This window comes from Nonomuraea sp. NPDC048882, from assembly GCF_040649755.1.
GTDB classification, from domain to species: domain Bacteria; phylum Actinomycetota; class Actinomycetes; order Streptosporangiales; family Streptosporangiaceae; genus Nonomuraea; species Nonomuraea maheshkhaliensis.
In genome coordinates this window covers 91,198-113,466 of record NZ_JBEZGB010000003.1, presented here as the reverse complement: position 1 = coordinate 113,466, position 22,269 = coordinate 91,198, and the positions used below count along the sequence as shown (strand labels likewise).

General features: G+C 70.7%; 19 protein-coding genes. 4 read left to right on the top strand and 15 right to left on the bottom strand.

The annotated features are described in order from the left end of the window. Positions 1-6 precede the first annotated feature (6 nt). On the bottom strand, positions 7-2,370 hold the full coding sequence (lon, locus tag AB0C27_RS10610) for an endopeptidase La (RefSeq protein WP_357840967.1): 2,364 nt from the start codon (positions 2,368-2,370) through the stop codon (positions 7-9). 139 nt (positions 2,371-2,509) lie between these two features. On the opposite strand from lon, the gene AB0C27_RS10605 reads away from it, so the two are divergent. Next, entirely contained in the window at positions 2,510-3,871 is a 1,362-nt protein-coding gene (locus AB0C27_RS10605; RefSeq protein ID WP_357840965.1) for a phenylacetate--CoA ligase family protein, read from the top strand. A gap of 3 nt (positions 3,872-3,874) precedes the next feature. On the opposite strand, the gene AB0C27_RS10600 is transcribed toward AB0C27_RS10605, so the two are convergent. The 7 genes from AB0C27_RS10600 to AB0C27_RS10570 are packed head-to-tail and all read right to left on the bottom strand — an operon-like array spanning position 3,875 to position 11,529. Continuing rightward, a complete protein-coding gene (locus AB0C27_RS10600) occupies positions 3,875-4,882 on the bottom strand; it encodes an Lrp/AsnC family transcriptional regulator (RefSeq protein ID WP_357840962.1) in 1,008 nt (335 codons plus the stop codon). Between the two features lie 19 nt (positions 4,883-4,901). Then, entirely contained in the window at positions 4,902-5,741 is an 840-nt protein-coding gene (locus AB0C27_RS10595; RefSeq protein WP_357840959.1) for an alpha/beta hydrolase, read from the bottom strand. A gap of 26 nt (positions 5,742-5,767) precedes the next feature. After that, complete coding sequence (locus AB0C27_RS10590) at positions 5,768-6,937, bottom strand: Xaa-Pro peptidase family protein (RefSeq protein ID WP_357840956.1); 1,170 nt, start codon at positions 6,935-6,937, stop codon at positions 5,768-5,770. Continuing rightward, positions 6,934-7,788, bottom strand: a complete 855-nt coding sequence (locus AB0C27_RS10585; RefSeq protein ID WP_357840953.1) for an ABC transporter permease — start codon at positions 7,786-7,788, stop codon at positions 6,934-6,936. The genes AB0C27_RS10590 and AB0C27_RS10585 overlap by 4 nt, the downstream gene beginning before the upstream one ends. Then, positions 7,785-8,738 (bottom strand): ABC transporter permease, encoded by a 954-nt coding sequence (locus AB0C27_RS10580; protein WP_346112439.1) that lies wholly within the window; start codon positions 8,736-8,738, stop codon positions 7,785-7,787. Before AB0C27_RS10580 ends, AB0C27_RS10585 begins: the two co-directional genes overlap by 4 nt. Before the next feature lie 5 nt (positions 8,739-8,743). Next, positions 8,744-10,321 carry an ABC transporter substrate-binding protein gene (locus AB0C27_RS10575; protein ID WP_357840950.1) on the bottom strand — a complete coding sequence of 526 codons (1,578 nt, stop codon included), beginning with the start codon at positions 10,319-10,321 and terminating at the stop codon, positions 8,744-8,746. Further along, complete coding sequence (locus tag AB0C27_RS10570; RefSeq protein ID WP_357840947.1) at positions 10,321-11,529, bottom strand: membrane dipeptidase; 1,209 nt, start codon at positions 11,527-11,529, stop codon at positions 10,321-10,323. The genes AB0C27_RS10575 and AB0C27_RS10570 overlap by 1 nt, the downstream gene beginning before the upstream one ends. 130 nt (positions 11,530-11,659) lie before the next feature. On the opposite strand from AB0C27_RS10570, the gene AB0C27_RS10565 reads away from it, so the two are divergent. Both AB0C27_RS10565 and AB0C27_RS10560 read left to right on the top strand, forming a co-directional pair. Further along, a complete protein-coding gene (locus tag AB0C27_RS10565) occupies positions 11,660-12,661 on the top strand; it encodes an ABC transporter ATP-binding protein (RefSeq protein ID WP_357840945.1) in 1,002 nt (333 codons plus the stop codon). Further along, on the top strand, positions 12,645-13,640 hold the full coding sequence (locus AB0C27_RS10560; RefSeq protein ID WP_357840942.1) for an oligopeptide/dipeptide ABC transporter ATP-binding protein: 996 nt from the start codon (positions 12,645-12,647) through the stop codon (positions 13,638-13,640). Before AB0C27_RS10565 ends, AB0C27_RS10560 begins: the two co-directional genes overlap by 17 nt. Before the next feature lie 24 nt (positions 13,641-13,664). On the opposite strand, the gene AB0C27_RS10555 is transcribed toward AB0C27_RS10560, so the two are convergent. The 6 genes from AB0C27_RS10555 to AB0C27_RS10530 form a co-directional block, all read right to left on the bottom strand. Continuing rightward, positions 13,665-15,233 (bottom strand): fused response regulator/phosphatase, encoded by a 1,569-nt coding sequence (locus tag AB0C27_RS10555; RefSeq protein ID WP_357840939.1) that lies wholly within the window; start codon positions 15,231-15,233, stop codon positions 13,665-13,667. Continuing rightward, positions 15,226-16,884, bottom strand: coding sequence for an ATP-binding protein (locus AB0C27_RS10550; protein WP_357840937.1), 1,659 nt, complete (start codon positions 16,882-16,884; stop codon positions 15,226-15,228). The genes AB0C27_RS10555 and AB0C27_RS10550 overlap by 8 nt, the downstream gene beginning before the upstream one ends. Continuing rightward, positions 16,871-17,884, bottom strand: coding sequence for an ATP-binding protein (locus AB0C27_RS10545; protein WP_357840934.1), 1,014 nt, complete (start codon positions 17,882-17,884; stop codon positions 16,871-16,873). Before AB0C27_RS10545 ends, AB0C27_RS10550 begins: the two co-directional genes overlap by 14 nt. Before the next feature lie 106 nt (positions 17,885-17,990). Next, positions 17,991-18,392 carry an anti-sigma regulatory factor gene (locus AB0C27_RS10540; RefSeq protein ID WP_357840931.1) on the bottom strand — a complete coding sequence of 134 codons (402 nt, stop codon included), beginning with the start codon at positions 18,390-18,392 and terminating at the stop codon, positions 17,991-17,993. Further along, positions 18,389-18,754, bottom strand: a complete 366-nt coding sequence (locus AB0C27_RS10535) for an STAS domain-containing protein (RefSeq protein WP_357840928.1) — start codon at positions 18,752-18,754, stop codon at positions 18,389-18,391. The genes AB0C27_RS10540 and AB0C27_RS10535 overlap by 4 nt, the downstream gene beginning before the upstream one ends. Continuing rightward, on the bottom strand, positions 18,754-19,560 hold the full coding sequence (locus AB0C27_RS10530) for an STAS domain-containing protein (RefSeq protein WP_357840925.1): 807 nt from the start codon (positions 19,558-19,560) through the stop codon (positions 18,754-18,756). The genes AB0C27_RS10535 and AB0C27_RS10530 overlap by 1 nt, the downstream gene beginning before the upstream one ends. 474 nt (positions 19,561-20,034) lie before the next feature. Between AB0C27_RS10530 and AB0C27_RS10525 the strand changes: the two genes are divergently transcribed. Beyond that, the gene (locus AB0C27_RS10525; protein ID WP_357840922.1) at positions 20,035-20,685 is read left to right on the top strand and encodes a biliverdin-producing heme oxygenase; all 651 of its coding nucleotides are present in this window, start codon (positions 20,035-20,037) and stop codon (positions 20,683-20,685) included. A gap of 62 nt (positions 20,686-20,747) precedes the next feature. Here the strand turns inward: AB0C27_RS10525 and AB0C27_RS10520 are convergent, their stop codons facing one another. Further along, positions 20,748-22,214 carry a SulP family inorganic anion transporter gene (locus AB0C27_RS10520; protein WP_357843055.1) on the bottom strand — a complete coding sequence of 489 codons (1,467 nt, stop codon included), beginning with the start codon at positions 22,212-22,214 and terminating at the stop codon, positions 20,748-20,750. Between the last annotated feature and the right edge of the window lie 55 nt (positions 22,215-22,269).

Genomic DNA, 22,269 nt, shown 5'->3' with positions numbered 1-22,269 from the left:
GGACGGTCAGGCGGCCACGGAGGACGAGGCGACCGAGGCCGGGGCGAGCGCGATGTCGAGGACCTCGCGCACGTCGCTGACCGGGTGGATGGTCAGCTCGGCGCGGACCTCCTCGGGCACGTCGTCCAGGTCGGGCTCGTTGCGAGCCGGGATGAGCACGGTCGTGATGCCCGCCCGGTGCGCCGCCAGCAGCTTCTGCTTGACGCCGCCGATCGGCAGCACCCGCCCGGTCAGCGAGATCTCACCGGTCATGGCCACGTCGCCGCGGACCAGCCGCCCGGACAGCAGCGAGGCCAGCGCCGTGGTCAGGGTCACGCCCGCCGAGGGGCCGTCCTTCGGCACGGCGCCCGCGGGGAAGTGGACGTGCACCGAGCGGTCCTTCAGCGCGGTGACCGGCAGCTCCAGCTCCGCGCCGTGCGAACGTAGGTAGGACAGGGCGATCCTGGCCGACTCCTTCATCACGTCGCCGAGCTGGCCGGTCAGCGTGAGCCCGGTCTCGCCGGTCTCCGGGTCGGCCAGCGACGCCTCCACGTAGAGCACGTCGCCCCCGGCCCCGGTGACGGCCAGCCCGGTGGCCACGCCCGGCACGGAGGTGCGCTGCTTGGCCTCGGGCAGCGACGACTCCGGCACGAACCTCGGCCGCCCGATGTAGTCGACCAGGTCGGCCTCGCCCACGGTGACGGGCAGCTCGCCCTTGGCGGTCACCTTGCGCAGGATCCTCGCGATCGAGCGCTCCAGCGAGCGGACCCCGGCCTCGCGGGTGTATTCGGCGGCCAGCCGGCGCAGCGCCGCGTCCTCGACCGTGACCTCCTCGGGGGTCAGCCCGGCCAGCTCAAGCTGCCTGGGCAGCAGGTGGTCGCGGGCGATGGCGACCTTCTCGTCCTCGGTGTAGCCGTCGAGGGTGACGATCTCCATGCGGTCGAGCAGCGGCCCGGGGATGGCCTCCAGGACGTTGGCCGTGGCCAGGAAGAGCACGTCGGACAGGTCGAGCTCGACCTCGAGGTAGTGGTCGCGGAACGTGTGGTTCTGCGCCGGGTCGAGCACTTCGAGCAGGGCGGCCGTCGGGTCGCCGCGGTAGTCGGCGCCGACCTTGTCGACCTCGTCGAGCAGGACGACCGGGTTCATCGAGCCGGCCTCGCGGATCGCGCGGACGATGCGGCCGGGCAGCGCGCCGACGTAGGTGCGCCGGTGGCCGCGGATCTCGGCCTCGTCGCGGACGCCGCCGAGCGCCACCCGGACGAACTTGCGGCCCATCGCGCGGGCCACGGACTCGCCCAGGGACGTCTTGCCGACTCCGGGAGGGCCGGCCAGGGCCAGCACGGCGCCGCTGCGCCGGCCGCCCACCACGCCGAGACCCTTGTCCTGGCGGCGCTTGCGCACCGCCAGGTGCTCGATGATGCGGTCCTTCACGTCGGCCAGGCCGGTGTGGTCGGCGTCGAGCACGGCCCTGGCGCCGGTGATGTCGTAGTTGTCCTCGGTGCGGTCGTTCCAGGGGATGTCGAGCACGGTGTCGAGCCAGGTGCGGATCCAGCCGGTCTCGGGCGACTGGTCGGAGGTCCGCTCCAGCTTGTCGACCTCCTTGAGGGCTGCCTCGCGCACCTTCTCCGGCAGGTCGGCGGCCTCCACCCGGACCCGGTAGTCCTCCTCCTCGGTCTCGGCGGAGTCGCCGTTGAGCTCCTTGAGCTCCTTGCGCACGGCGGCGAGCTGCTGGCGCAGCAGGAACTCGCGCTGCTGCTTCTCCATGCCCTCCTGGACGTCCTTGCGGATCGTCTCGGCGACGTCGAGCTCGGCGAGGTGGTCGCGCGACCACTCGACCAGCTTGGCCAGCCGGTCGGCCGGGTCGGCGGCCTCCAGCAGCTCGACCTTCTGCGCCGTGGTCAGCCACGGGGTGTAGCCGGAGCTGTCGGCCAGCACGGACGGGTCGTCGATCTGGTTGACCTGGTCGACCACCTGCCAGGCGCCGCGCTTCTGCAGGATGGTGGTGGCCAGGACCTTGTACTCCTTGGCCAGCTCCTGGGCGCGCTCGCCCACGGCGACGGTGTCGATGGTGTCGGCCTCGACCCACAGCGCGGCGCCGGGACCGGTCGTGCCGGTGCCCACCCTGACCCGGTTGACGCCGCGCACGACGGCGGCGGGCTCGCCTCCCGGGAGCCTCCCGACCTGCTCGACGACGGCCTGAACGCCGATCGCGCCGTAGCGGCCGTCGATCCGGGGAACGAGAAGGACCCGTGGCTTGTTGCCACCGGATGCACGGGCCGCGTCGATCGCGGCGCGCACCTCGGAGTCGGACAGGTCCAGCGGAACCACCATGCCCGGCAGCACGACCTCGTCGTCCAGCGGCAGGACCGGGAGGATCAAGCTCTCACTCATACGAACTCCCAAGGGTTGAGTTATACCGGCTCAACTCATCGGAGCCCCGCCGTGTTCCCTTCCTTGCCGATGTTCGCTCACGGCGATCGTAATCATGTAAGCGCAGCCTCAAGAACGGGCCCCGTCGTACAGTCGGCGGATGGACCCGGTTGAGCTCTTCCACGAGGTGGCGGCCACCGTTCCCGCCTACGGCAGGTTCCTCGCCGAGCAGGGGGTGGACCCGGAGAAGATCGTGACGCGGGACGACTTCGCCCGCCTGCCCATGACCACGAAGGACAGCTACACCCTGCGGCACCCGCTGCCCGACCTGTGCAGGAACGGCGTGATCGGGGACATGATCGCCGTCTCGTCCGGCTCCACCGGCACGCCGTCGTTCTGGCCGCGCTCGGCGGGCGACGAGCGGGTCATCGCCGAGCGGTTCGAGGAGGTGTTCAGGGACTCCTTCCTGGCCCGCGAGCGCCGCACGCTGGCCGTGGTCTGCTTCGCCCTCGGCACCTGGGTCGGCGGCCTGTTCACCATCGGCTGCTGCCGTCACCTGGCCGAGCGCGGTTATCCGATCACCGTGGTCGCCCCGGGTTCCGACCGGCGGGAGATCGCGCGGGTGCTGCCCGAGCTGGCCCCGTACTTCGACCAGGTGGTGCTGCTCGGCTATCCGCCGTTCCTGAAGAACGTCATCGACGGCGAGGACCTGCCCTGGGCCGAGTGGGACGTCAAGCTGGTCACGGCGGGCGAGGTGTTCAGCGAGGAGTGGCGCACGCTGGTCGCCGAGCGGGCCGGGATCGCCGACCCGGTGCGGGGCATCGCCTCCCTGTACGGCACCGCCGACGCGGGCGTCCTGGGCAACGAGACCGCGCTGTCGGTCGGGATCCGCCGTTTCCTGGCCGCCCGCCCCGGCCTGGCCAGGGAGCTGTTCGGGGAATCCAGGCTGCCCACCCTCGTCCAGTACGACCCCGGCGTCCGCTACTTCGAGGAGCACCAGGGCACGTTGCTGTTCTCCGGCGACAACGGCGTCCCGCTCGTCCGCTACCACATCGCCGACGAGGGCGGCGTGCTGCCGTACGAGGAACTGCTGGGCTTCGTCCGCGCCCACGGCTACGAGCCCGAGGCGGAGGGCCCCGAGCGGCCCTTCGTGTACGTCTTCGGCCGCAGCCACTTCACCGTGTCCTACTACGGCGCGAACGTCTACCCGGAGAACATCGCGATCGGCCTGGAGCAGGCGGAGGTGAGCGGGTCGGTCACCGGCAAGTTCGTGGTGGAGGTGGCCACGGACGAGCAGCACGACCGGCACCTGACGGTGACGGTGGAGCTGGCGCCGGGCGAGCGGCCGTCCGAGGAGGTGGCCCAGGCGGTGGGTGCGTCGATCCTGGGCCAGTTGCTCCGGCTGAACAGCGAGTTCGCCGCGTACGTGCCCGCCGGGCGGCAGATGCCGTTCGTCCGGCTGCGCGAGGCCGGCGACCCGGAGTACTTTCCTCCGGGCGCCAAGCACCGCTACACCCGATAAGCCCTATGCGGGCAGCCCCGCGGGCGTCAGGGCGGCGGCGATGCGCGACTCCGCCCAGGGCACCATGAGGAAGCCGCGCTTGACCGTCAGCACCTGCACGCCCGCCGTCCACGAGTTGATCCCCGGCACCGCGGCCAGCGTGCGGGAGGTGAAGTGGTGCAGGTCGGCGGTGGTGGGGACGATCACCTCGCAGACCAGCGACGCCTGCCCCAGCGTGGAGGCGATCATGCGGACGCCGCGCTCGCCGGCCAGCCGCTCGGCCACGCTCTCCTGCATGCTGGGCTCGACCGTCAGCCACAGCAGGATCTCGGCCTCGTAGCCGAGCGCCGCCGCCGGGATGAAGGTGGTGACGCTGGCGCAGCCCCGGTCGAGCATGGCCTCCAGCCGCCGCCTGGCGGTGCTCTCGCTGATGCCGAGGCGGCGGCCGATGGACTGGAAACTGGCCCTGCCGTCCTCGCGCATGGCGGCCAGCACCTCGCGGTCGACGTCGTCGAGGTGGCCACGCTCGCAGGTGTGGACGGGCCGGTGCAACGCGAACGTCGCGGCCTTCTCGCCGAGGACGGGCACGCTCCAGCCGTAGCTCACCTTGTACGTGTGCAGCACCAGATCGGCGTTGCTCTGCTGCGCCCCCGGCACCGAGTGCACGTAGTCGACCAGCATCGAGTAGAGGTCGCGGTGCTTGGGCGCGACCAGCTCGAAGACGATGTCGTAGCCACCGGTGACGATGGTGACGTACCGGATGTCCGGATTTTTCGCCAGAAGCCCGGCCACTCTGAGCTGGCTGCCGGGCGCGCACGTCAGCCGCACCAGGAACACGTGGACGGGTCCCTCGTGCTCCAGGTGCGGCAGCACCGCCACGCGGGCCAGGCCCGCGCCCATGAGGTGCTGGGCCCGCCGCGCCACCGTCGTGGTGGAGATGCCGAGCAGCTGGGCGATGTCGGTCCAGCTCGCCCGGCCGTTCACGTGGAGCGCGGCCAGGATCTTGCGGTCTAGGTCGTCGAGATCTTCCATCGGGGGCATCATCGCGCGTTCAGCCCCGGTCGCGCACCCCGGACAGGAAGGCGCGCACGGTGGCCTCCCACAGCTCCGCCTCCTCGACCTGCGGCGAGTGCCCGGACTTCTCGAAGATCCGCAGCTCGGAGCCGGGGATCAGGCCGGCGATGGTGCGGCTGCACTCGACCGGGGTGATCCAGTCGTGGCGGCCGACGGTGATCAGGGTGGGGGCGGTGATGCCGGGCAGCAGGTGCTTGATGTCGTAGTTCGGCTGGTTGACGGCGAAGGCGTAGTTGTGGGTGGCGTAGTGGTACGGGGTCGCGGCCACCCGCTTCTCCACGGCGGCGGGGTCGTAGTCGTGGTCGTACAGGGGCAGGATCTCGCGCCAGCAGTCGCGCAGGTCGTCGTCGTCGCGCACGGTGCCGGACATGATCCGGTCGAGCTTGGCACGGTCGATGGTGACCCGGGAGGAGGCGGCGGCGTTGCGGATGGCCAGGTCCTGGTTGGCGTTGTCGGCGGAGGTGTCGCGCAGCACGACGGCGCTGACCCGGTCGGGGTGGCGGGCGGCGTACTCCATGGCGATGAAGCCGCCGTAGGAGCCGCCGGCGATGACGACGCGCTCGGCGCCGAGCCAGCGGCGCAGTCCCTCGACGTCGGCGACCCACTGCTCGTGCGTGAACGGGCCGTTCTGCCCGCTCTGTCCGGATCCTCGGGCGTCGAAGACGACCACCTTGTACGCGTCCGCGAGCCGGCCGAAGCTGCTCCTGGGCTCGGCGAGCGAGCCGAGGCCCGGCGCGCCGTGGTGGGCGATGATGACGTCGTCGCCCTCGCCGAGGACTTCGACGTTGAGCCGGTTGCCGTTGATGTCGACGAACAAAACGGTCCTTCCAATAGAGCAGATGATCAGATGATGACGTCGGTGAGCTCGCGCGGGTACGCCGTCAAGCGGCGCGGCCCTGACTCGGTGACCAGGACGGTGTCGGAGATGCGGTATCCGGCGTGGCCGGGCACGTACACGCCGGGCTCGCTGGACAGGATCATCCCGGGGGCCAGCTCGGTGGTGTCGCCGTACGACAGCCAGGGCGGCTCGTGGAAGCCGAGCCCGATGCCGTGCCCCTGCCGGTGGCGGATGTGCTCGGCGAACCCGGCCCGCTCGATCACCTCCAGGCAGCGCCGGTTGGCCTCCTCGCAGGTGGCGCCGGGGACGAGCGCCTCGGTGCCGAGCTCCTGCGCCTCGCGTACGACCTCGTAGTAACGGGCCTGCTCGGGAGTGGGCTCGCCGATGACGAACGTGCGCTCGCTCTCCACGAACCGGCCGCCGACGGCGCAGCCGAGCGAGAGCATGAACGTCTCCCCGGCGCGCAGCCGGTCGCCGCCGGGCAGGCGGTGCGGCTGGGCGGAGTTGGGGCCGCCGTAGACGAGGCCGCCGGTCAGCATGGGCACGACGACGACGTCCTCGTGCTTGGCGTACATGAGGCGGGAGCCGTGGGAGATGACGTGCCCGGCCAGCTCGGTCTCGGTGGGCAGCTCGCCGCCGGCCTCGACGGCCGACCTGACCAGCTCGACGCCGGCCTCGATCATCTGGTCGGCGATGCGGGCGGCCTCCTCGTGCAGCGTGATCTCCTCGGGCAGCTTGCGCAGCCGCACCCGGCCGAGCGCGCCCGAGGCGCTCCAGCGGGTCGAGGGGAACGCCTCGGCCAGCGCCTCCGCCCGGCCCACGCTGGTCGAGGGCGCGTACGCGGCCGCTTCTGGAGCGGGGACGTGCGCGGCCAGGACCGCGAACGGCGACCTGACGCCGGGGAACTCGGGGTAGGCCACGATCTCGGCCCTGGCCTGCTGGTCCTGGGCGTACTCGCGTTCCAGGTCGGGCACGAGCAGCACGGGCTCGCCGTCGAGCGGCAGCCAGCAGGCGACCGGCCGCTCGTTCGGGAAGTGGTGGAAGCCGGTGAGGTAGGCGACGTCGAGCGGGTCGTCGAGGATCAGGGCGGACAGGCCCTCGCGGGACATCTCCGCTCGTACCCGGTCGAGCGCACCCGCGTAGAAGGCGCCGGGCAGCCGCTGGGAGAAGGTCATGTGTCGCTCCTGTGGTTGCGGGCGTCGTTGTAGGCCACGGAGAGCAGCGTCGTGGACAGGACGAGCAGCAGGATGGCCAGCGACGGGAACAGGGTGGTCCACCAGGCGGAGGCCAGCGCGCCGGACTGCTGGGCCTTGTGCAGGATCGTGCCCCACGACCAGCTGTTCGGATCGCCGAGCCCGAGGAAGGACAGCCCGGCCTCCGACAGCACGGCCCGGGAGGTGGTCAGCACGACCGACACGCCGACGACGGGGATGACGCCGGGCAGCAGGTGCTTGCGCACGATCCACAGGGACGAGCCGCCGACGATCTTGGCCGCCGACACGAACGGCATGGGCACGATGGCCAGGGCCTGCGAGCGCACCACGCGGGCCACCTCGGGCCAGCTGAACAGCGCGATCACCACGGCCAGCGTGCGCACGCTGGGCCCGGCCAGCGCCGCGACGAGGATCATCAGCGGCAGCACGGGCAGCGACAGCGACAGGTCCACCAGCACGCCGAGCGGGGTGTCCAGGCGCCGGAAGTAGGCGGCGCAGACGCCGATGAGCAGGCCGATGACGATGGCCAGCACGGAGGCGCTGACGCCGACCGCCATGCTGACCCTGGTGCCCCAGACGACCTGGGCGAAGACGTCCTGGCCGATGTCGTCGGTGCCGAACCAGTGGGCCGCGGAGGGCGGCTGGGAGGTGTCGGCGCCGTACCCCTCGGGGAACGGCGCGATCAGCGGCGCGCAGATCGCGACCAGGGCCAGCAGGATCAGCAGGATCCCGCTGGCCACGCCGAGGGGGTTGCGGCGGAAGGAGGACCAGGTCCGCTGGCGCGGCGTGAGTTCCACGGCGGCTGCCGTCATGAGGTACGCACCCTGGGGTCGAGGATTCCGTAAGCCACGTCGGTGATCAGGTTGGCCGCCACGACGGCCGCCGCGAGCAGCACGAACGCGCCTTGCAGGACGGGGAAGTCGAGCTGGCCGACCGCCTCGTAGATGGCGCGGCCGATGCCGGGATAGGCGTAGATCGTCTCGGTCAGCACCGCGCCGCCGACGAGGGTGCCGAGCTGCAGCCCGGCGATCGTGGTGGTGGGCAGCAGCGCGTTGCGCAGGGCGTGCTTCCACACGACCGTCCCCGGCCGCACGCCCTTGGCCTTGGCCAGGGACACGTAGTCCTCGCCGAGCGCCTCGATGAGCGTGGTCCGCATCGTCAGCACGTAGCCGCCGAGCTGGATGAAGACCAGCGACAGGCACGGCAGCACCAGGTGGTGCAGCATGCTGAGCGTGGCGCCCAGGCCGGTGGCGTCCAGGTCGACCGCGCCGCCGATGGGGAACCAGCCGAGCCAGACGCCCAGCACGTACATGAGCAGGATGCCGACGCTCGGCACGAACAGCGACTGGGCGGTGATGCCGGTGAGCTGGATGACGCGGTCCAGCCAGCCCTTGGCCCTGGTGGCGGCGAGCACGCCGAGCGGGATGCCCAGCGCGATCGTCACCACCATGGCCGAGATGGTCAGGATCAGCGTCCAGGGCAGCCGCTCCATGAGCACGGTCGTCACGGGGATCGACTGCCGGAAGGACATGCCGAGGTTGCCCTGCACCAACTGGCCGAGATAGTCGAGGTACTGCGCCGCCAGCGGCTTGTCCAGGCCGAAGTCGGCGAGCAGCTTCTGGCGCAGTTCCTCGGTCATGTTCGGATCGGCCACGGCCAGCACCGGGTCACCTGGCAGCAACCGCACCAGGAAGAACGTCACCGTGACCGCGAACCAGAGGGTGAGCAGGCCGCGGGCCAGCCGGAGGCCGATGAAGCGCATGCCGATCAGCCCGCGGGCTTCGCCGCGGCGAGGGAGAGCGGGTTCAGGATGGACAGCAGCTCGCTGGGCATCGGCTGGAACCCGGTCCACTTGGCGGAGTGGGCGACGTTGAACGTCTCGACGTACAGGACGTTGTCGTAGACCTGGTCATGGATGATCCTGGCCGCCTCCTGGATCGGCGTCTTGGCCTCCTCCTGGGTGAGCGCCCGCTGCGCCTGGTCGATCAGGTCGTCCAGCTTGGGGTCCTCGACCTGGGCGTAGTTGATGAACCCGCCGCTCTTGAAGGCCAGCCCCAGGTTGGCGGGCGGGTTGTCCATGACCGCCCACGAGCCGGCGTAGATGTCGAAGTCCCGCTTGGTGGTCTTGTCCAGGTACGTGTTGCGCTCCAGGCCCTGCAGCTCGATCGTGATGCCGGCCTTCTTGGCCGCGTCGCGGACCATGGGCGCCCAGCGGGCGATGTTCGGGTCGGCCTGGTCGTAGATCATGCTCAGGCTCAGGTTCGTCTGCCCGGCCTCGGCCAGCAGTTTCTTGGACTGCTCGGGGTCGAAGGCGTACTCCTTCGACGCCGTGTCGGTCCACTGGGGCAGCGAGGGCGTCAGCACGCTGGAGTTGGAGGACTTGGCGAAGCCCTTCAGCGCGATGTTCCTGATGGCCTCGTAGTCGACGGCGTGGGCCAGCGCCTGGCGGACGCGGACGTCGTCGAGCGGCTTGCGCTTGGTGTTGTACTGCAGGTGCGCCCAGCCCAGCGACGGGATCTGCTCCAGCTTGACCTTCTGGTCGTTCTTCAGCTCGATCGCGGTGGCCGGCGGCAGCACGTTGCCGATCATGTCGATCTCGCCGTTGCGCAGCGCCAGGACCTCGGTGTTGACGTCGGGGAAGACGCGGAAGACGACCTGCTTGACGGTGGGCTGACCGGGCCCGAAGTCGTCCACCCGGTCCATGATGTAGCGCTGGCCGCGCTCGACCTTGGTCAGCTTGAACGGCCCGGCGCTGACCCAGTCCTTGTCGTTGGCGAACTTCTGCACGCTCGGCGCCTTGGAGAAGACGTGCTCGGGCACGACGGGCAGCCAGAAGCCCACGTTGTCGAGGAACGTGCCGTCGGGGCGGGTGAGCTTGAAGCGCACCTCGGTCGGCGAGACCGCCTCGGCCTTGTCCAGCGCGGTGATGAGCCCGGCCACCACGCCGAACTTCTCCTTCTGCACCGCGGTCACCGAGAACACGACGTCGGAGGCGGTGACCGGCTTGCCGTCGGACCACTTCATGTCGTCACGCAGCTTGGCGGTCGCGACCTTGCCGTCGTCGGAGTAGGACCATTCGGTCGCCAGGTACGGGATCCGCTTGCCGGTGGCGTCCATCTGGGTCAGCTTCGGGTACATGAGGTCGGTGACCCACGAGTCCGTACGGCTGTTGCCGACCAGCGGGTTGTAGTTGACCACGTCGGCGGTGGTTCCGATGGTCAGCCGGTCGGCGCTGGCGGGCGCCTGAGTGCCCGGGGAGCCGGAGGAGCCTGAGGAACCGGGCACGCTGGGAGCGCAGGCCGTAAGCGCCACGGCCAGCGCGGTGAGAAGAACCGCACGTCTCATCAGATCCAGACCTCTTCCAGCACGCGCATGACGTTGCCGCCGATGACCTTGGTGATCTCGTCGTCGGAGTAACCGTGGGTGACGAGCCACGAGATGATGTTCCAGAAGCACTCGGCCGGGTTCTCCAGGCCGTCCACGTAAGGGACCTTCTCGTACGCCTGGCCCGCGTGGGCCTCGTTGAGCGACAGGTGCTCGGCGAACGTGTCGTGCAGCCCCACGTGGTCGCCGAACAGCGTGTCGGGTCCGAAGGCCACGTGGTCGATGCCGACCAGGTCTACACAGTACGTGAAGTGGTCCATCACCGACTCCAGGCTGTGCCGGGGATGGTCGGGCGACAGGGTGGTGTGGGGGGCCGCCTCCAGCCCGATCACGCCGCCGCGCTCGGCCGCGGCCTTGATGACCGAGTCCGGCTTCATCCGGTTGGTCGGCCAGACGGAGCGGGCGCCCGCGTGGGTGATGAGGATCGGCCGGTCGGAGTGGCGGATCGTGTCGAGCGAGGTCTGGTCGCCGGAGTGAGAGACGTCGATGGCGATGCCCAGCTTGTTCATCCGGCGCACGGCCTTCTCGCCGAACAGCGTCAGCCCGCCGTCGCCGCGCTCCTTCAGGCCGCTGCCCAGGGTGTTGGCCTCGCTGTAGGCGATGCCCATCTGGCGCACGCCGAAGCCGTAGAGCATGTCGATCCGGTCGACCTCGTTCTCGATCATCGTGGCCGCCTCCAGGGCGAGCACGAGACCGATCCGGCCGCTGGAGTGCGCCTCGTGCACGTCGGCCAGGCGCTCGATCTTGATCAGGAAGTCCTGGTGGGCCACGTCCGACAGGCGCATGCCGATGTCGGCCACCACGTCGTTCCACTTCCAGCCGGCCTGGCTGGTGATGCAGCAGGTGCCGTCCATCAGGTTGTCGAAGACGACGGTCATGCCGGAGCGGGACAGGCCCTCGTAGCCGGTGTGGTGGCGGGCGGTGCGGTTGTAGTCGACGGTCTGGCTGATGTCGTCGGGGAAGATCGACGGGTGGTCGTGCAGGGAGACGACCAGGCTGTCGGTGAGCAGGCGACGTACGCGCTCGCTCTGCTCGGAGGTCAGCTCGGGCCCCTGGTAGGCCGGCACCCGGCCGAGCTCAGGCGCCAGGTCGAACCGGCGGTAGTCGACGCCCTCCTCCAGGTATTCGTACGAACGGTAGCCCTTGTAGCTCTTCGCAGCTTCCAGCATCTGGTAACCCCTCTTGTCCAATTGCCCGCAGCTTGCCAGAATCAGGCGTGAAAGACAATATTGGAGTTGTTTTCCGGCATCACAGACTTTGTTAACGCCACGTTTCGTCATGATCATAGAAGGGGGTGCGGTGAACGAGCCACCGGTCCTGGAGATACGCGACCTGCACGTCACGTTCACCGCACACGGACGCGAGATCCCCGCGGTGCGCGGGGTGGACCTGACCATCGAGCGCGGCCAGACGCTCGCGCTGCTCGGCGAGTCCGGCTCGGGAAAATCCGTCACGGCCAAGGCCGTCATGGGCCTGCTCGACCAGCCCGGCGCCCGGGTGCGCTGCGAGAGCGCCAAGCTCGGCGGGCGCGACCTGCTCGCGATGACCGAGGACCAGCTGCGCGCGCTGCGCGGCAGCGAGATGACACTCGTCTTCCAGGACGCGCTGTCGGCGCTCAACCCCGTGCTCAGCATCGGCGACCAGATCGGCGAGCTCTACCGGGTGCACCGCGGTCTGTCCCGCCGGGAAGCCAAGGCCCGCTCGATCGAGATGCTGGACCTGGTCGGCATCCCGGCCGCGGCCAAGCGGATCAACGACTACCCGCACCAGTTCTCCGGCGGGATGCGGCAGCGGATCCTGGTCGCCATGGCGGTGGCGCTGGAGCCCGACCTGATCATCGCCGACGAGCCGACGACCGCGCTCGACGTGACCGTGCAGGCGCAGATCCTGGAGCTGATCGACCGGCTGCGGCGCGACCTGGGCACCGCGGTGCTGCTCATCACCCACGACCTCGGGGTCGCCGCCGAGGTCAGCGACCGGGTGGCGGTGATGTACGCGGGCCGCATCGTCGAACGCGGCGAGGTCGAGGAGATCTACGACCTGCCCGCGCACCCGTACACGGAGGCCCTGCTCGCCGCCATCCCCGACCTCGACGCCCCCGCCTCGGAGCTGCGCGCCATCCCCGGCGCCCCGCCCAGCCCCGCCGAGACCCCGCCCGGCTGCTCCTTCGCGCCGCGCTGCGAGCGCGCGAGCGAGGTGTGCGTGACCACCCGGCCCGCCCTGACGCTGCTGGAGACCGGCGCCGGCCGCTACACCGCCTGCCACCACTCGGAGGAGATGCTCGATGGCGCCCTCGCCTGACGTCAGGGAGCCCGTGCTGCGGGCGACGAACCTGCACAAGACCTACCGCTCCGGGCTGCTGTCCAGGGGCGGCGGAGTGCGCGCGGTCGCGGGCGTGGACCTGGAACTGTACGCCGGTGAGACGCTGGGCATCGTCGGCGAGTCCGGCTGCGGCAAGTCCACCCTGGCCCGCATGCTCGTCGGTCTCGAACGCCCCGACCAGGGCGAGGTCACCTTCCGCGGGCAGCCCTTCTTCACCAGGGGCGGCGTGCCGCGCGACATCCGGCGGCGGGTCCAGATGGTCTTCCAGGACCCGCTCACCTCGCTCAACCCGCGCATGACGGTGCACGACATCGTGGCCGAGCCGCTGCGCGTGCACCGGCTGGCGCAGGGCTCGCGCGCCATGCGCGACCGGGTCGGGGAACTGCTGACGCTGGTGGGACTGTCCCCCGACCGGATGAACCGGTTCCCGCACGAGTTCTCCGGCGGGCAGCGGCAGCGCATCGGCATCGCCAGGGCCCTCGCCACCGAGCCCGACGTGATCGTGTGCGACGAGCCGGTCTCGGCGCTGGACATGTCGGTGCAGGCGCAGGTGGTCAACCTGTTCGCGCAGTTGCAGCGCACGCTCGGGGTGGCGCTGGTGTTCATCGCGCACGACCTGGCCGTGGTGCGGCACGTGTCGCACCGGGTGGGGGTGATGTACCTCGGGCGGGTGGCCGAGACCGGACCGGCGGCCGGGGTGTACGGGGCGCCGGCGCATCCGTACACGATGGCGCTGCTGTCGGCGGCTCCCGTGCCGAAGCCGCGGTTGAAGGGGCGCTCGCGCATCATGCTCGCAGGGGACCCGCCGAGCCCGGTCGCGCCGCCGCCGGGGTGCCGGTTCCACACGCGCTGCTGGAAGGCCACCGAACGGTGCGCCGAGGAGGAGCCGGTGCTGGAGCCGGGGCCGGACGGAGGCGACCACCACGCCGCCTGCCACTACGCGGAGCGGGCCTCCTGAGTCACGGGCGGCGGCTCCTCTGAGTCACGGGTCCCGGCGGACGACGACGAGTGCCACGTCGTCCTCGCGCGCTCCGAACGCGGCCAGCATCCGGTCGGCGAACTCCTCCAGATCGTCCTCGACGACCTCCGCGAGCCGCCTGGCGGTCTCCATGCTCTCGTCCAGCGAGATGTGCCGGTCCTCCACGAGCCCGTCGGTGAACAGCAGCAGCGTGCCGCCGGGCGGCAGCTTCAGCCGGTCCACCGTGTACGACTCCGGCAGGGCGCCGAGCAGCAGGTTGCCCAGGTTGTGATAGGCGCAGCCGGGACCGGAGAACAGCGGCGGGATGTGACCGGCGTTGGCCACCTCCATCTCCCCCGTGGCCGGGTCGATGAGCACCAGGCACAGCGTGGCGGTCATGCGCGGGTGGTAGCGCCGCATCATCTGGTTGAGCAGGTCGAGCGAGGCGCTGAGGTCCACCTGGCCGATGAACGAGGCCCGCATGGCGTGGCGCAGCTCGGCCATCACGGTCGCGGCGTGCAGCGAGTGCCCCTCCACGTCGCCGATGGCCACCAGCACCCGGTGATCGACCGGCAGCACCTCGTAGAAGTCGCCGCCCACCTCGATGTTGTCCGCGGCCGGCTGGTAACGCATCGCCACCTGAAGGCCGGGCACCTCGGGGATGCGGGTGGGCAGCAGGCTGCGCTGCAGCGTGAGCGCGATCGTGTGCTCCTCCGCGTACGCGCGCAGCGCGTCCACCGCCAGGGCCAGCTCCTGGCCGAGCTGGCGCAGCAGGTTCACCTCGTCGGTGTCGAGCGGCGGCTCGGCCTCCACCCCCAGGTAGATGGGCGCCTTCGAGTTCTTCGTCCGGCAGAGCACGCCCGTGCTGCTGCCCTCCGTCCGCACGTCGGGCACCAGACCGCGCCACTCGTCCGCGTGCAGGGTGAACACGTGGGTGCGGGCCGCCTCCCGCTGCACCATCCGGCTGAGCCGGCCGAGCAGGTCGGGCCCGGCGGGGGCGGCGACGGCCCGCTCGCCCGGTTTGGCGCGGTAGCGGCGGATCCGTCCGTCGGGCATCAGCGCCAGGGTGCCGCAGTAGCGGTTCAGCAGCTCGGCCGAGCCCTCGACGGCCACCGTCAGCAGCTCGTCGAACGTCTCGGACTCGTTGATGCGCAGCGTCACCTCGGCCAGCAAGGCCAGGCGCCTGGCCATGAGCTCGGCCCGCCAGCGCGCCCGGTAGTAGCGCAGCATGGCCTCGACCGTGGCGGCGAACTCGGCCGGCTCGATCGGCTCGGCCAGGTAGGCGTCCGCGCCGCGCTCCAGCCCCTCGGCCCGGTCGGCCACGGTGATGGCGTTGGCCGAGACCTGGATGACGGGGATCGCGGCGGTCTCCGGGTCGGCCTTGATGCGCTCGCACACCTCGTACCCGGGGATGTCGGGCAGCCGCACGTCGAGGACGACCAGGTCGACGTGGTGCGCGGCGAGCAGCCGCAGCGCCTCCTCGCCGCCGCTCGCCTCGATCACGGTGTGCCCTGCCCGGCGCAGCCAGCTCGACAGGATGTACCGCTTCGTCGGCGTGTCGTCGACCACCATGACGGTCGCCGTCTCAGGCATCCTTCGTCCCCTTCGCGCCGCGGATGGCATGAAGCAGTTGTTCCCTTCTCAAACCGTGCTTGGACAGCACCTTCTTGGTGTCGGGAGCCTGCTGCGGCGAGATCGTCACCACGACCACGGGGATGTCGCGCAGCCGCTCGTCCTCGGCCATCCGCTGGAGCAGCACGCTGCCGTCCAGGCGCGGCATGAGCAGGTCGACCAGGATCACGTCGGGCGGGGCCGCCGCCATCAGCTCCAGCGCCACGGCCCCGTCGGGGGCCTCGTCGACGTGTGTGGCGAAGCCGTACAACATGCGGCGGGCGGCGGCGCGGAACACCTCGTCGTCGTCGGCGACCAGCACCCGCTCCAGCTCGGGCGGCCCGCTGTAGTGGGGCAGGCGCAGCGTGGCCGTGGTGCCCTCGCCCTCCGCGCTGGCCAGCTCAAGGGTGCCGCCGAGCGCCTCGGCGAGCCTGCGGGCGTACGGCAGGCCGAGCCCCGTCCCCCGGTACCTCACCTGCAAGGAGCCGGGGATCTGGTAGAAGTCCTCGAACACGCGGTCGATGTGGTCGGGCGGGATGCCGATGCCCGTGTCGCTGACCGTGATGACGGCCTCGTTCTCGGCGTCGTCGAGGCGGGCGCGCAACGTCACCGCGCCGCGCTCGGTGAACTTCAGCGCGTTGGACAGCAGGTTGCGCAGGATCCTGACCAGCATGCCCTCGTCGGCGTACAGCTCGGCGGCCTCGGTGGCCACGTCGTGGCGCAGCTCGACGCCGGCCTGCTCGCTCGTCGGGCGCATCGTCACCCGCAGCTGCTCGGCGACCTGGACCAGGTTCACGTGCGCCGGCTGCGGGTCCAGGCGGCCCGACTCCGCCTTGGCCATGTCGAGCAGCTCGCTGACCAGCTCAAGCAGCGTCTCGGTCGAGCTGCCGATGAGCCGTACCTGATGCTCCTGCTCCTCGGTGAGCTCGTCGCCTCCTGGGCCGGTCAGCAGCCTGACCAGGCCGATGACCGAGTTGAGAGGCGTGCGCAGCTCGTGGCTGACGGTGGCCCAGAAGCGGTTGCGCGCCTCGGTGGTCTCGCGCAGCAGGCTCGACCTCTCGTCCAGCTCGGCGTAGAGGGCGACCACTCCCCTGTTGGTCTCCTCCAGCTCGTCGGAGAGCTGGTTGTACATCGCCAGCACACCGGAGTTGGTCTCCTGGAGCTCGGCGTTGAGCCGCAGCACATCCTCCAGCGTGCCGGCCAGCTCCTTGTTCTGCTCGCGCAGCTCGTCGAGCGCGGAGACCGGCGAGAGCCGGGCGAGCCTGGTGCGCATCTCCTCGACGGGTACGGCCCGTGGGAGGACGCGCAGCCGTTTGGACAGCGTCACGCTGTGCTCGTCGAGCGCGACCGAGTCCACCAGCCGGCCGGCCAGTGTCAGGCCCTCGGAACCGGCCAGGTCGGAGCGCCCGGTGTGCTCCAGGGTGATGAGCAGCCACTGGTCGTCGAGGGAGACCGTGGCGCTCGACCCGGGGCCGTACACCTCGCGGCCGGCCTCGCTGAGCGCCGTCGCCACCCGGATCTGGTCCTGCTGGTCGAGCCCGGCCAGCTCGGCGGCGGCGCGGCCGATGCGGCGCAGCACGAAGACGTCCTGGTCGGCGTCGAGCCGGACGCGGACGAGCTCAGCGGCCGGCATGGCCGGGCCTCACCGTCACCACGCAGGCGTCGTCGCGCCTGCTGCCCGCCTCGCGCAGGAGCCCCGCGGCGATCACCGCCGGGGTGCGGGCGAACAGGCCGGGGATCGCCGCCGGGTCCCAGCGGTCGGTCAGCCCGTCGCTGTGCATGACCACGACGGCGTACGCGGGCAGCTCGTAGGAGTACTGGCGCAGCCGGCCTCCCCGATGCCCCGCGATGCCGGGAACCGACACCATGCCATGCCGTCCTTCCCCGTGCGCGACCCAGCCGGAGACGTTGCCCAGGCCGGAGTAGGAGACACCGCCCGGCTCGACGCGGGCGACCGCCACGGCGCCGCCCCTGGTGCCGGACATGCCGGCGTGCAGGCGTGCCACGATGTCCAGCGGCTCCTGGTCGCTCACGCCGTGGAACAGCTCCACGGCCCGCTGCGCGGCCTGCGCGGCAATGTGGCCGTGCCCGAGCCCGTCGCAGACCAGCACGGTCGTCACCGAACCCGACCTGGCGATGGCGAAGCCGTCACCGGACACGGGCTCCTCGCCGATCGGCCGCGTCACGCCGCCGGCCAGCAGCGGCGGCGGGGCCGCGCCGTCCGCGGTGAAGTACATGGCCAGGACGGTTCCCCGGCCTGGCAGGGAGTGAACGTCGTAGCCGGAGGCGATGCGGGCGATGGCGCCCAGCCCGATGCCGAGGGTGCCGGAGGTGGAGTAGCCGTCGCGCAACGCGCGGGCCACGTCGGCCATGCCGGGGCCGCGGTCCAGGCAGATGAGCTCCACGGTGGCCGGGGCCTCGGGGTGGGGGCGCACCATGACCGTGCCCTCGACCGCGTGCTTGACCAAATTGGAGACGGCCTCGCTGACGGCCACGGCCGTCTGCCCGACGAGCACCGGGTCGAATCCGGCCGCCTCGGCCAGCCCGACGGCCTTGCGGCGGACCGCGCCGACCGCGCTGGGGTCCTCGGCGCGGACCCAGTCGTCTACGCGAGGACCGGTCACCGCGCCCATGCCACCACACCCCAGGTCACCGGGCCCCGTGTCACCGCACCCCGTGTCGCTGGGCCTCGTTTTTCTGGGCCCCAGGTCACCGGGCCCCAGGTCGCCGGGTCCGGTGTCATCGGGCCCATTTGGTCACCGTCACGGTCGTGCCCTTCCCCGGCCCCGACAGCAGGTCGAACTCGTCGACCAGCCGGCGTGATCCGCTGAGCCCGAGCCCGAGGCCGTTCCCGGTGGTCCAGCCGTCGGTCAGGGCCAGTTCGAGGTCGGGGATGCCGGGGCCCTCGTCGGTGACGACCAGTTTGAGCCCGCGTCTGGGGCCGTTCTCGACGACCAGGATGCGCACGTCGCCGCCGCCTGCGTACACCAGGGCGTTGCGCGCCAGCTCGCTGGCCGCGGTGACGATCTTGGTCTGATCGACGAGGGACAGGCCCACCTCGATGGCGACGCTCCGTACGAGCTGGCGCACCGCGACGACGTCGGCGCTGCTCGCGATGACGACCTCGCGCTCGCCGCTCACGGCGTCGCGCTCCGGATGTGGTCCAGCAGCGCGACCCCCTTCTCCAGATTGAGTGCGGTACGGACGCCGCCCAGCGACAGCCCGAGCTCGACGAGCGTGATGGCCACGGCCGGCCGCATGCCGACGACCACGGTCTGCGCGTCGAGCATGCGGCACATTCCGGCGATCGTGGCCAGCATCCGGCCGATGAAGGAGTCGACGATCTCCACGGCGGTGATGTCGATGATCACTCCCCTGGCGCCGTGCTCCACCACGGCGTCGGCGAGGTCTTCCTGGAGGGCGAGCACGCTCTGGTCCTCCAGGTCGATCTGGATGGAGACGATGAGGACGTCACCGAGTTTGAGTACGGGAACGTGCTGCACTAGGCGTTCTCCGCCCGGATGGAGACGTGCGCCTGACGCGCCCGGCCCACTTCGATGCCCGCGCGCCTGAAGGTGTGCGCGAGCGCGTCGGCCAGGGACGCCTTCGTCACGATGTCGCCGAACTCGACGCCGAGCGTGACGAGGGTGTGCGCGATCTGCGGGCGGATGCCGGAGATGACGCACTCCGCGCCCATCAGGCGAGCCGCGACGACCGTCTTCAGCAGGTGCTGGGCGACCTGGGTGTCGACGGCGGGGACGCCGGTGATGTCGATGATCGCGTGCTCGGCACCGGTGTCGACCAGCGTCTGCAGCAGCTTCTCCATCACGACCTGGGTGCGGGCGGAGTCGAGGGTGCCGATCAGCGGCACCGCCACGATGCCGTCCCATATCTTGACCACCGGCGTGGACAGTTCGAGCAGCTGCTCGGCCTGGTCCAGAATGATCTTCTCGCGGGCGTCGGTGTACGTCTCGAACGTGTAGAGCCCCAGGTCGTCGATCAGCCGGGAGAACCAGACCAGCCCACCGGCCGCCTCGGCCCAGTCGGCATCGGCCTCGGTGAGCTCGAAGACGACCTCCTTCAGCCCGAACACCGCCCTGGCCGTGTCGGAAGGCGCGAAGCCGGCGCGGGCCCGCGATCGTGAGAGCTCGGCCAGCAGTCCGCGGACGTCGGCGAAGTCGTTCTTGCCCGCGTCGAGTGCGGCGAGCAGCGCCCGGTAGAGCTCCGACAGCTCCTCCGAGGACGCCTTGGCGATCTTGACCCAGCGGCTGATGACCTGCTCTTCATTGGTCCTGAGCAGTTCTTGCATGCGTCGCCTGGCTGTGTCGGCTTGAACGGACAAGGATCACTCCATTAGGGGCGGCCAGCAATGGTCGTATGCTAGTGCGAATTATCGGCATCAGGCACTCCATTGAGGGCTCTCCAGTGTCACCGACCGTGTACGCCCGTGCGGGCCGGAGCGCGTTCATGACGCCCACCGAAAACGATCTCTTGCTGCCGGATGCCCCGGCAAATGGAGGTTTTGCCGCTTAATTTCCCGCGCACGGGATCTCTTTCACTATAAGTGCGGCGGGCGAATGCTTTTCCGCTGCCGCGCCCGGCGGAACGCCGATCACACAGGGTCTCCGGGCGTCGGCGCGGGAACCCGGCTCTTGGTGGCGCCGTTCATGGGTACGGAAGTGGAGAGGCAGGATTTGCTGACATGGTGTCGTCATCAGCTTGACGCCGGATGCCGGCGTTTGTGACACTTCGTCATGAAACGTCAGCACGAGAGGTGGGCCGCGTGACCGCGTCGTTCTCCGAGACCCTGCGAACCGCCACCTGGGCCGACCACGAGTCCGCCGAGTCGGAAGGTTACCTCTCCGCGTTGATGGCCGGGCGGCTGAGCGAGCACGACTACGGCGAGATGGTGGCTCAACACTACTTCGCCTACACCGCGCTCGACGGCGTCTCGCGCGCACTCGCCGACCACCCGGTGGCCGGCCGCTTCGTCTTTCCCGAGCTCTACCGGGAGCCCGCGCTGGAGCGCGACCTTGAGACGATCTACGGCTCCGGCTGGCGGGAGCGGATCACCCCGTCGAAGTCGACCCGCACCCTCGTGGCCCGCATCCAGCAGGTGGCCGACTGGCCGGCCGGCTACGTGGCCCACCACTACACCCGTTACCTGGGCGACCTCTCGGGCGGGCAGTTCATCCGGATGGAGCTGCAGAAGATCTACGGGTACGCCAAGGGCGGCGGCGTCGACTTCTACATCTTCGACGAGCTGGGCAGCCTGCCGCGGTTCAAGACCGAATACCGCTCCCGGCTCGACGAGCTGGGCACGGGGCTCGCGGAGCGGGAGCAACAGCGGATGATCGGCGAGGTCAAGCTGGCCTACCAGCTCAACACCGAGGTGCTGGGCGACCTGGCCCACCTGGCCAGAGCCGCCGCCTGACCCACCCGCCCGCCGCACCTGGCCGGCGCTGCCGCCCGGCCGCCGCAGACGGCGGCTGCGGGTCAGTGCGCTGTTCCGGACAATTCGCCGGACAGCTTGGCGTGCATCTCCGCGCTCGGCTCGTTCAGGCCGACGATCCGCACGCTCTTGCCGCGGGCGGCGTACTTGGCCTGCACGGCGTCAAGCGCGGCGACCGAGGTGGCGTCCCAGATGTGCGCGCCCGACAGGTCGATGACCACCTGTGCGGGGTCGCCGGCGTAGTCGAACCGGGTGACCAGGTCGCCGGTGGAGGCGAAGAAGAGCTGTCCGGTGACGGCGTAGACGGCCTGCTCGCCGTCGGGGTCGACGACGGCCGAGACCTGGGCGAGGTGCGCGACCCGGCGGGCGAAGATCACCAGCCCGGTCAGCGATCCGGCGACGACGCCGATCGCCAGGTTGTGCGTGGCGACCACGACGGCCACGGTGACGACCATGACGGTGATCTCGCCCGCGGGCATGCGCCGCAGCGTGGCCGGGGCGACGGAGTGCCAGTCGAAGGTGCCGAACGAGACCAGCACCATCACCGCGACCAGCGCGGCCATCGGGATCTGCGACACCCACGGCCCGAAGACGATGCACAGCACCATGAGCATGACCCCGGCGGTGAACGTGGACAGGCGGGTGCGGGCGCCGTTCTTCACGTTGATCATGGTCTGGCCGATCATGGCGCAGCCGCCCATGCCGCCGAACAGGCCGGTGACGATGTTGGCCAGGCCCTGGCCGATGGATTCGCGGGTCTTGCTGGAGCGGGTGTCGGTGATGTCGTCGACGAGCTTGGCCGTCATCAGCGACTCCATCAGGCCGACCAGGGCGAAGGCGAGCGCGTACGGGGCCAGCAGGGTGAGCGTGTCCAGCGTGAGGGGCACGTCGGGCAGCCCGGGCACCGGCAGCGACGACGGCAGCGTGCCGCGGTCGCCGACCGTGGGGACGGCCAGCCCCGCGCCGACGGTGATGGCGGTGAGCGCGGCGATGGACACCAGCGGCGCGGGCACGGCCCTGGTCAGCCGCGGGAAGAACACCATCAGCGCCAGCCCGCCGGCCAGCAGCGGGTAGACCGCCCACGGCACGCCGATCAGCTCGGGCACCTGCGCCATGAAGATCAGGATGGCGAGGGAGTTGACGAAGCCGACCATCACGCTGCGCGGGACGAACCGCATCAGCCTGGCCACGCCGAGGGCCCCGAGCACGATCTGGATGAGCCCGCCGAGGATGACGGTGGCGATCAGGTAGCCGAAGCCGTGCTCGCGCGCCAATGGCGCCACCACCAGGGCGATGGCGCCGGTGGCCGCCGAGATCATCGCGGGGCGGCCGCCGGCGACGGCGATGACGACCGCCATCGTGAAGGAGGCGAACAGGCCGACGCTGGGATCGACGCCGGCGATGATCGAGAACGAGATCGCCTCGGGGATGAGGGCGAGGGCCACGACCAGCCCGGCCAGGAACTCGGTGCGGGCCACCCTGGGGTGGAGCCAGGCCGGGCGGGCGAACACGGGCTTGCGGACTGCTGCGGGTGCGGGGCTGGGCAAGAAGTTCCTTCTGCGCGAG

Excerpts from the sequence above, each read along its gene's own strand:
- AB0C27_RS10530 (WP_357840925.1), bottom strand. The coding sequence starts at position 19,560 with ATGCAAGAACTGCTCAGGACCAATGAAGAGCAGGTCATCAGCCGCTGG.
- AB0C27_RS10570 (WP_357840947.1), bottom strand. The coding sequence starts at position 11,529 with ATGCTGGAAGCTGCGAAGAGCTACAAGGGCTACCGTTCGTACGAATAC.
- AB0C27_RS10605 (WP_357840965.1), top strand. The coding sequence starts at position 2,510 with ATGGACCCGGTTGAGCTCTTCCACGAGGTGGCGGCCACCGTTCCCGCC.
- AB0C27_RS10575 (WP_357840950.1), bottom strand. The coding sequence starts at position 10,321 with ATGAGACGTGCGGTTCTTCTCACCGCGCTGGCCGTGGCGCTTACGGCC.
- AB0C27_RS10590 (WP_357840956.1), bottom strand. The coding sequence starts at position 6,937 with ATGACCTTCTCCCAGCGGCTGCCCGGCGCCTTCTACGCGGGTGCGCTC.
- lon (WP_357840967.1), bottom strand. The coding sequence starts at position 2,370 with ATGAGTGAGAGCTTGATCCTCCCGGTCCTGCCGCTGGACGACGAGGTC.
- AB0C27_RS10555 (WP_357840939.1), bottom strand. The coding sequence starts at position 15,233 with ATGCCTGAGACGGCGACCGTCATGGTGGTCGACGACACGCCGACGAAG.
- AB0C27_RS10550 (WP_357840937.1), bottom strand. The coding sequence starts at position 16,884 with ATGCCGGCCGCTGAGCTCGTCCGCGTCCGGCTCGACGCCGACCAGGAC.
- AB0C27_RS10600 (WP_357840962.1), bottom strand. The coding sequence starts at position 4,882 with ATGGAAGATCTCGACGACCTAGACCGCAAGATCCTGGCCGCGCTCCAC.
- AB0C27_RS10545 (WP_357840934.1), bottom strand. The coding sequence starts at position 17,884 with ATGGGCGCGGTGACCGGTCCTCGCGTAGACGACTGGGTCCGCGCCGAG.
- AB0C27_RS10585 (WP_357840953.1), bottom strand. The coding sequence starts at position 7,788 with ATGACGGCAGCCGCCGTGGAACTCACGCCGCGCCAGCGGACCTGGTCC.
- AB0C27_RS10560 (WP_357840942.1), top strand. The coding sequence starts at position 12,645 with ATGGCGCCCTCGCCTGACGTCAGGGAGCCCGTGCTGCGGGCGACGAAC.
- AB0C27_RS10580 (WP_346112439.1), bottom strand. The coding sequence starts at position 8,738 with ATGCGCTTCATCGGCCTCCGGCTGGCCCGCGGCCTGCTCACCCTCTGG.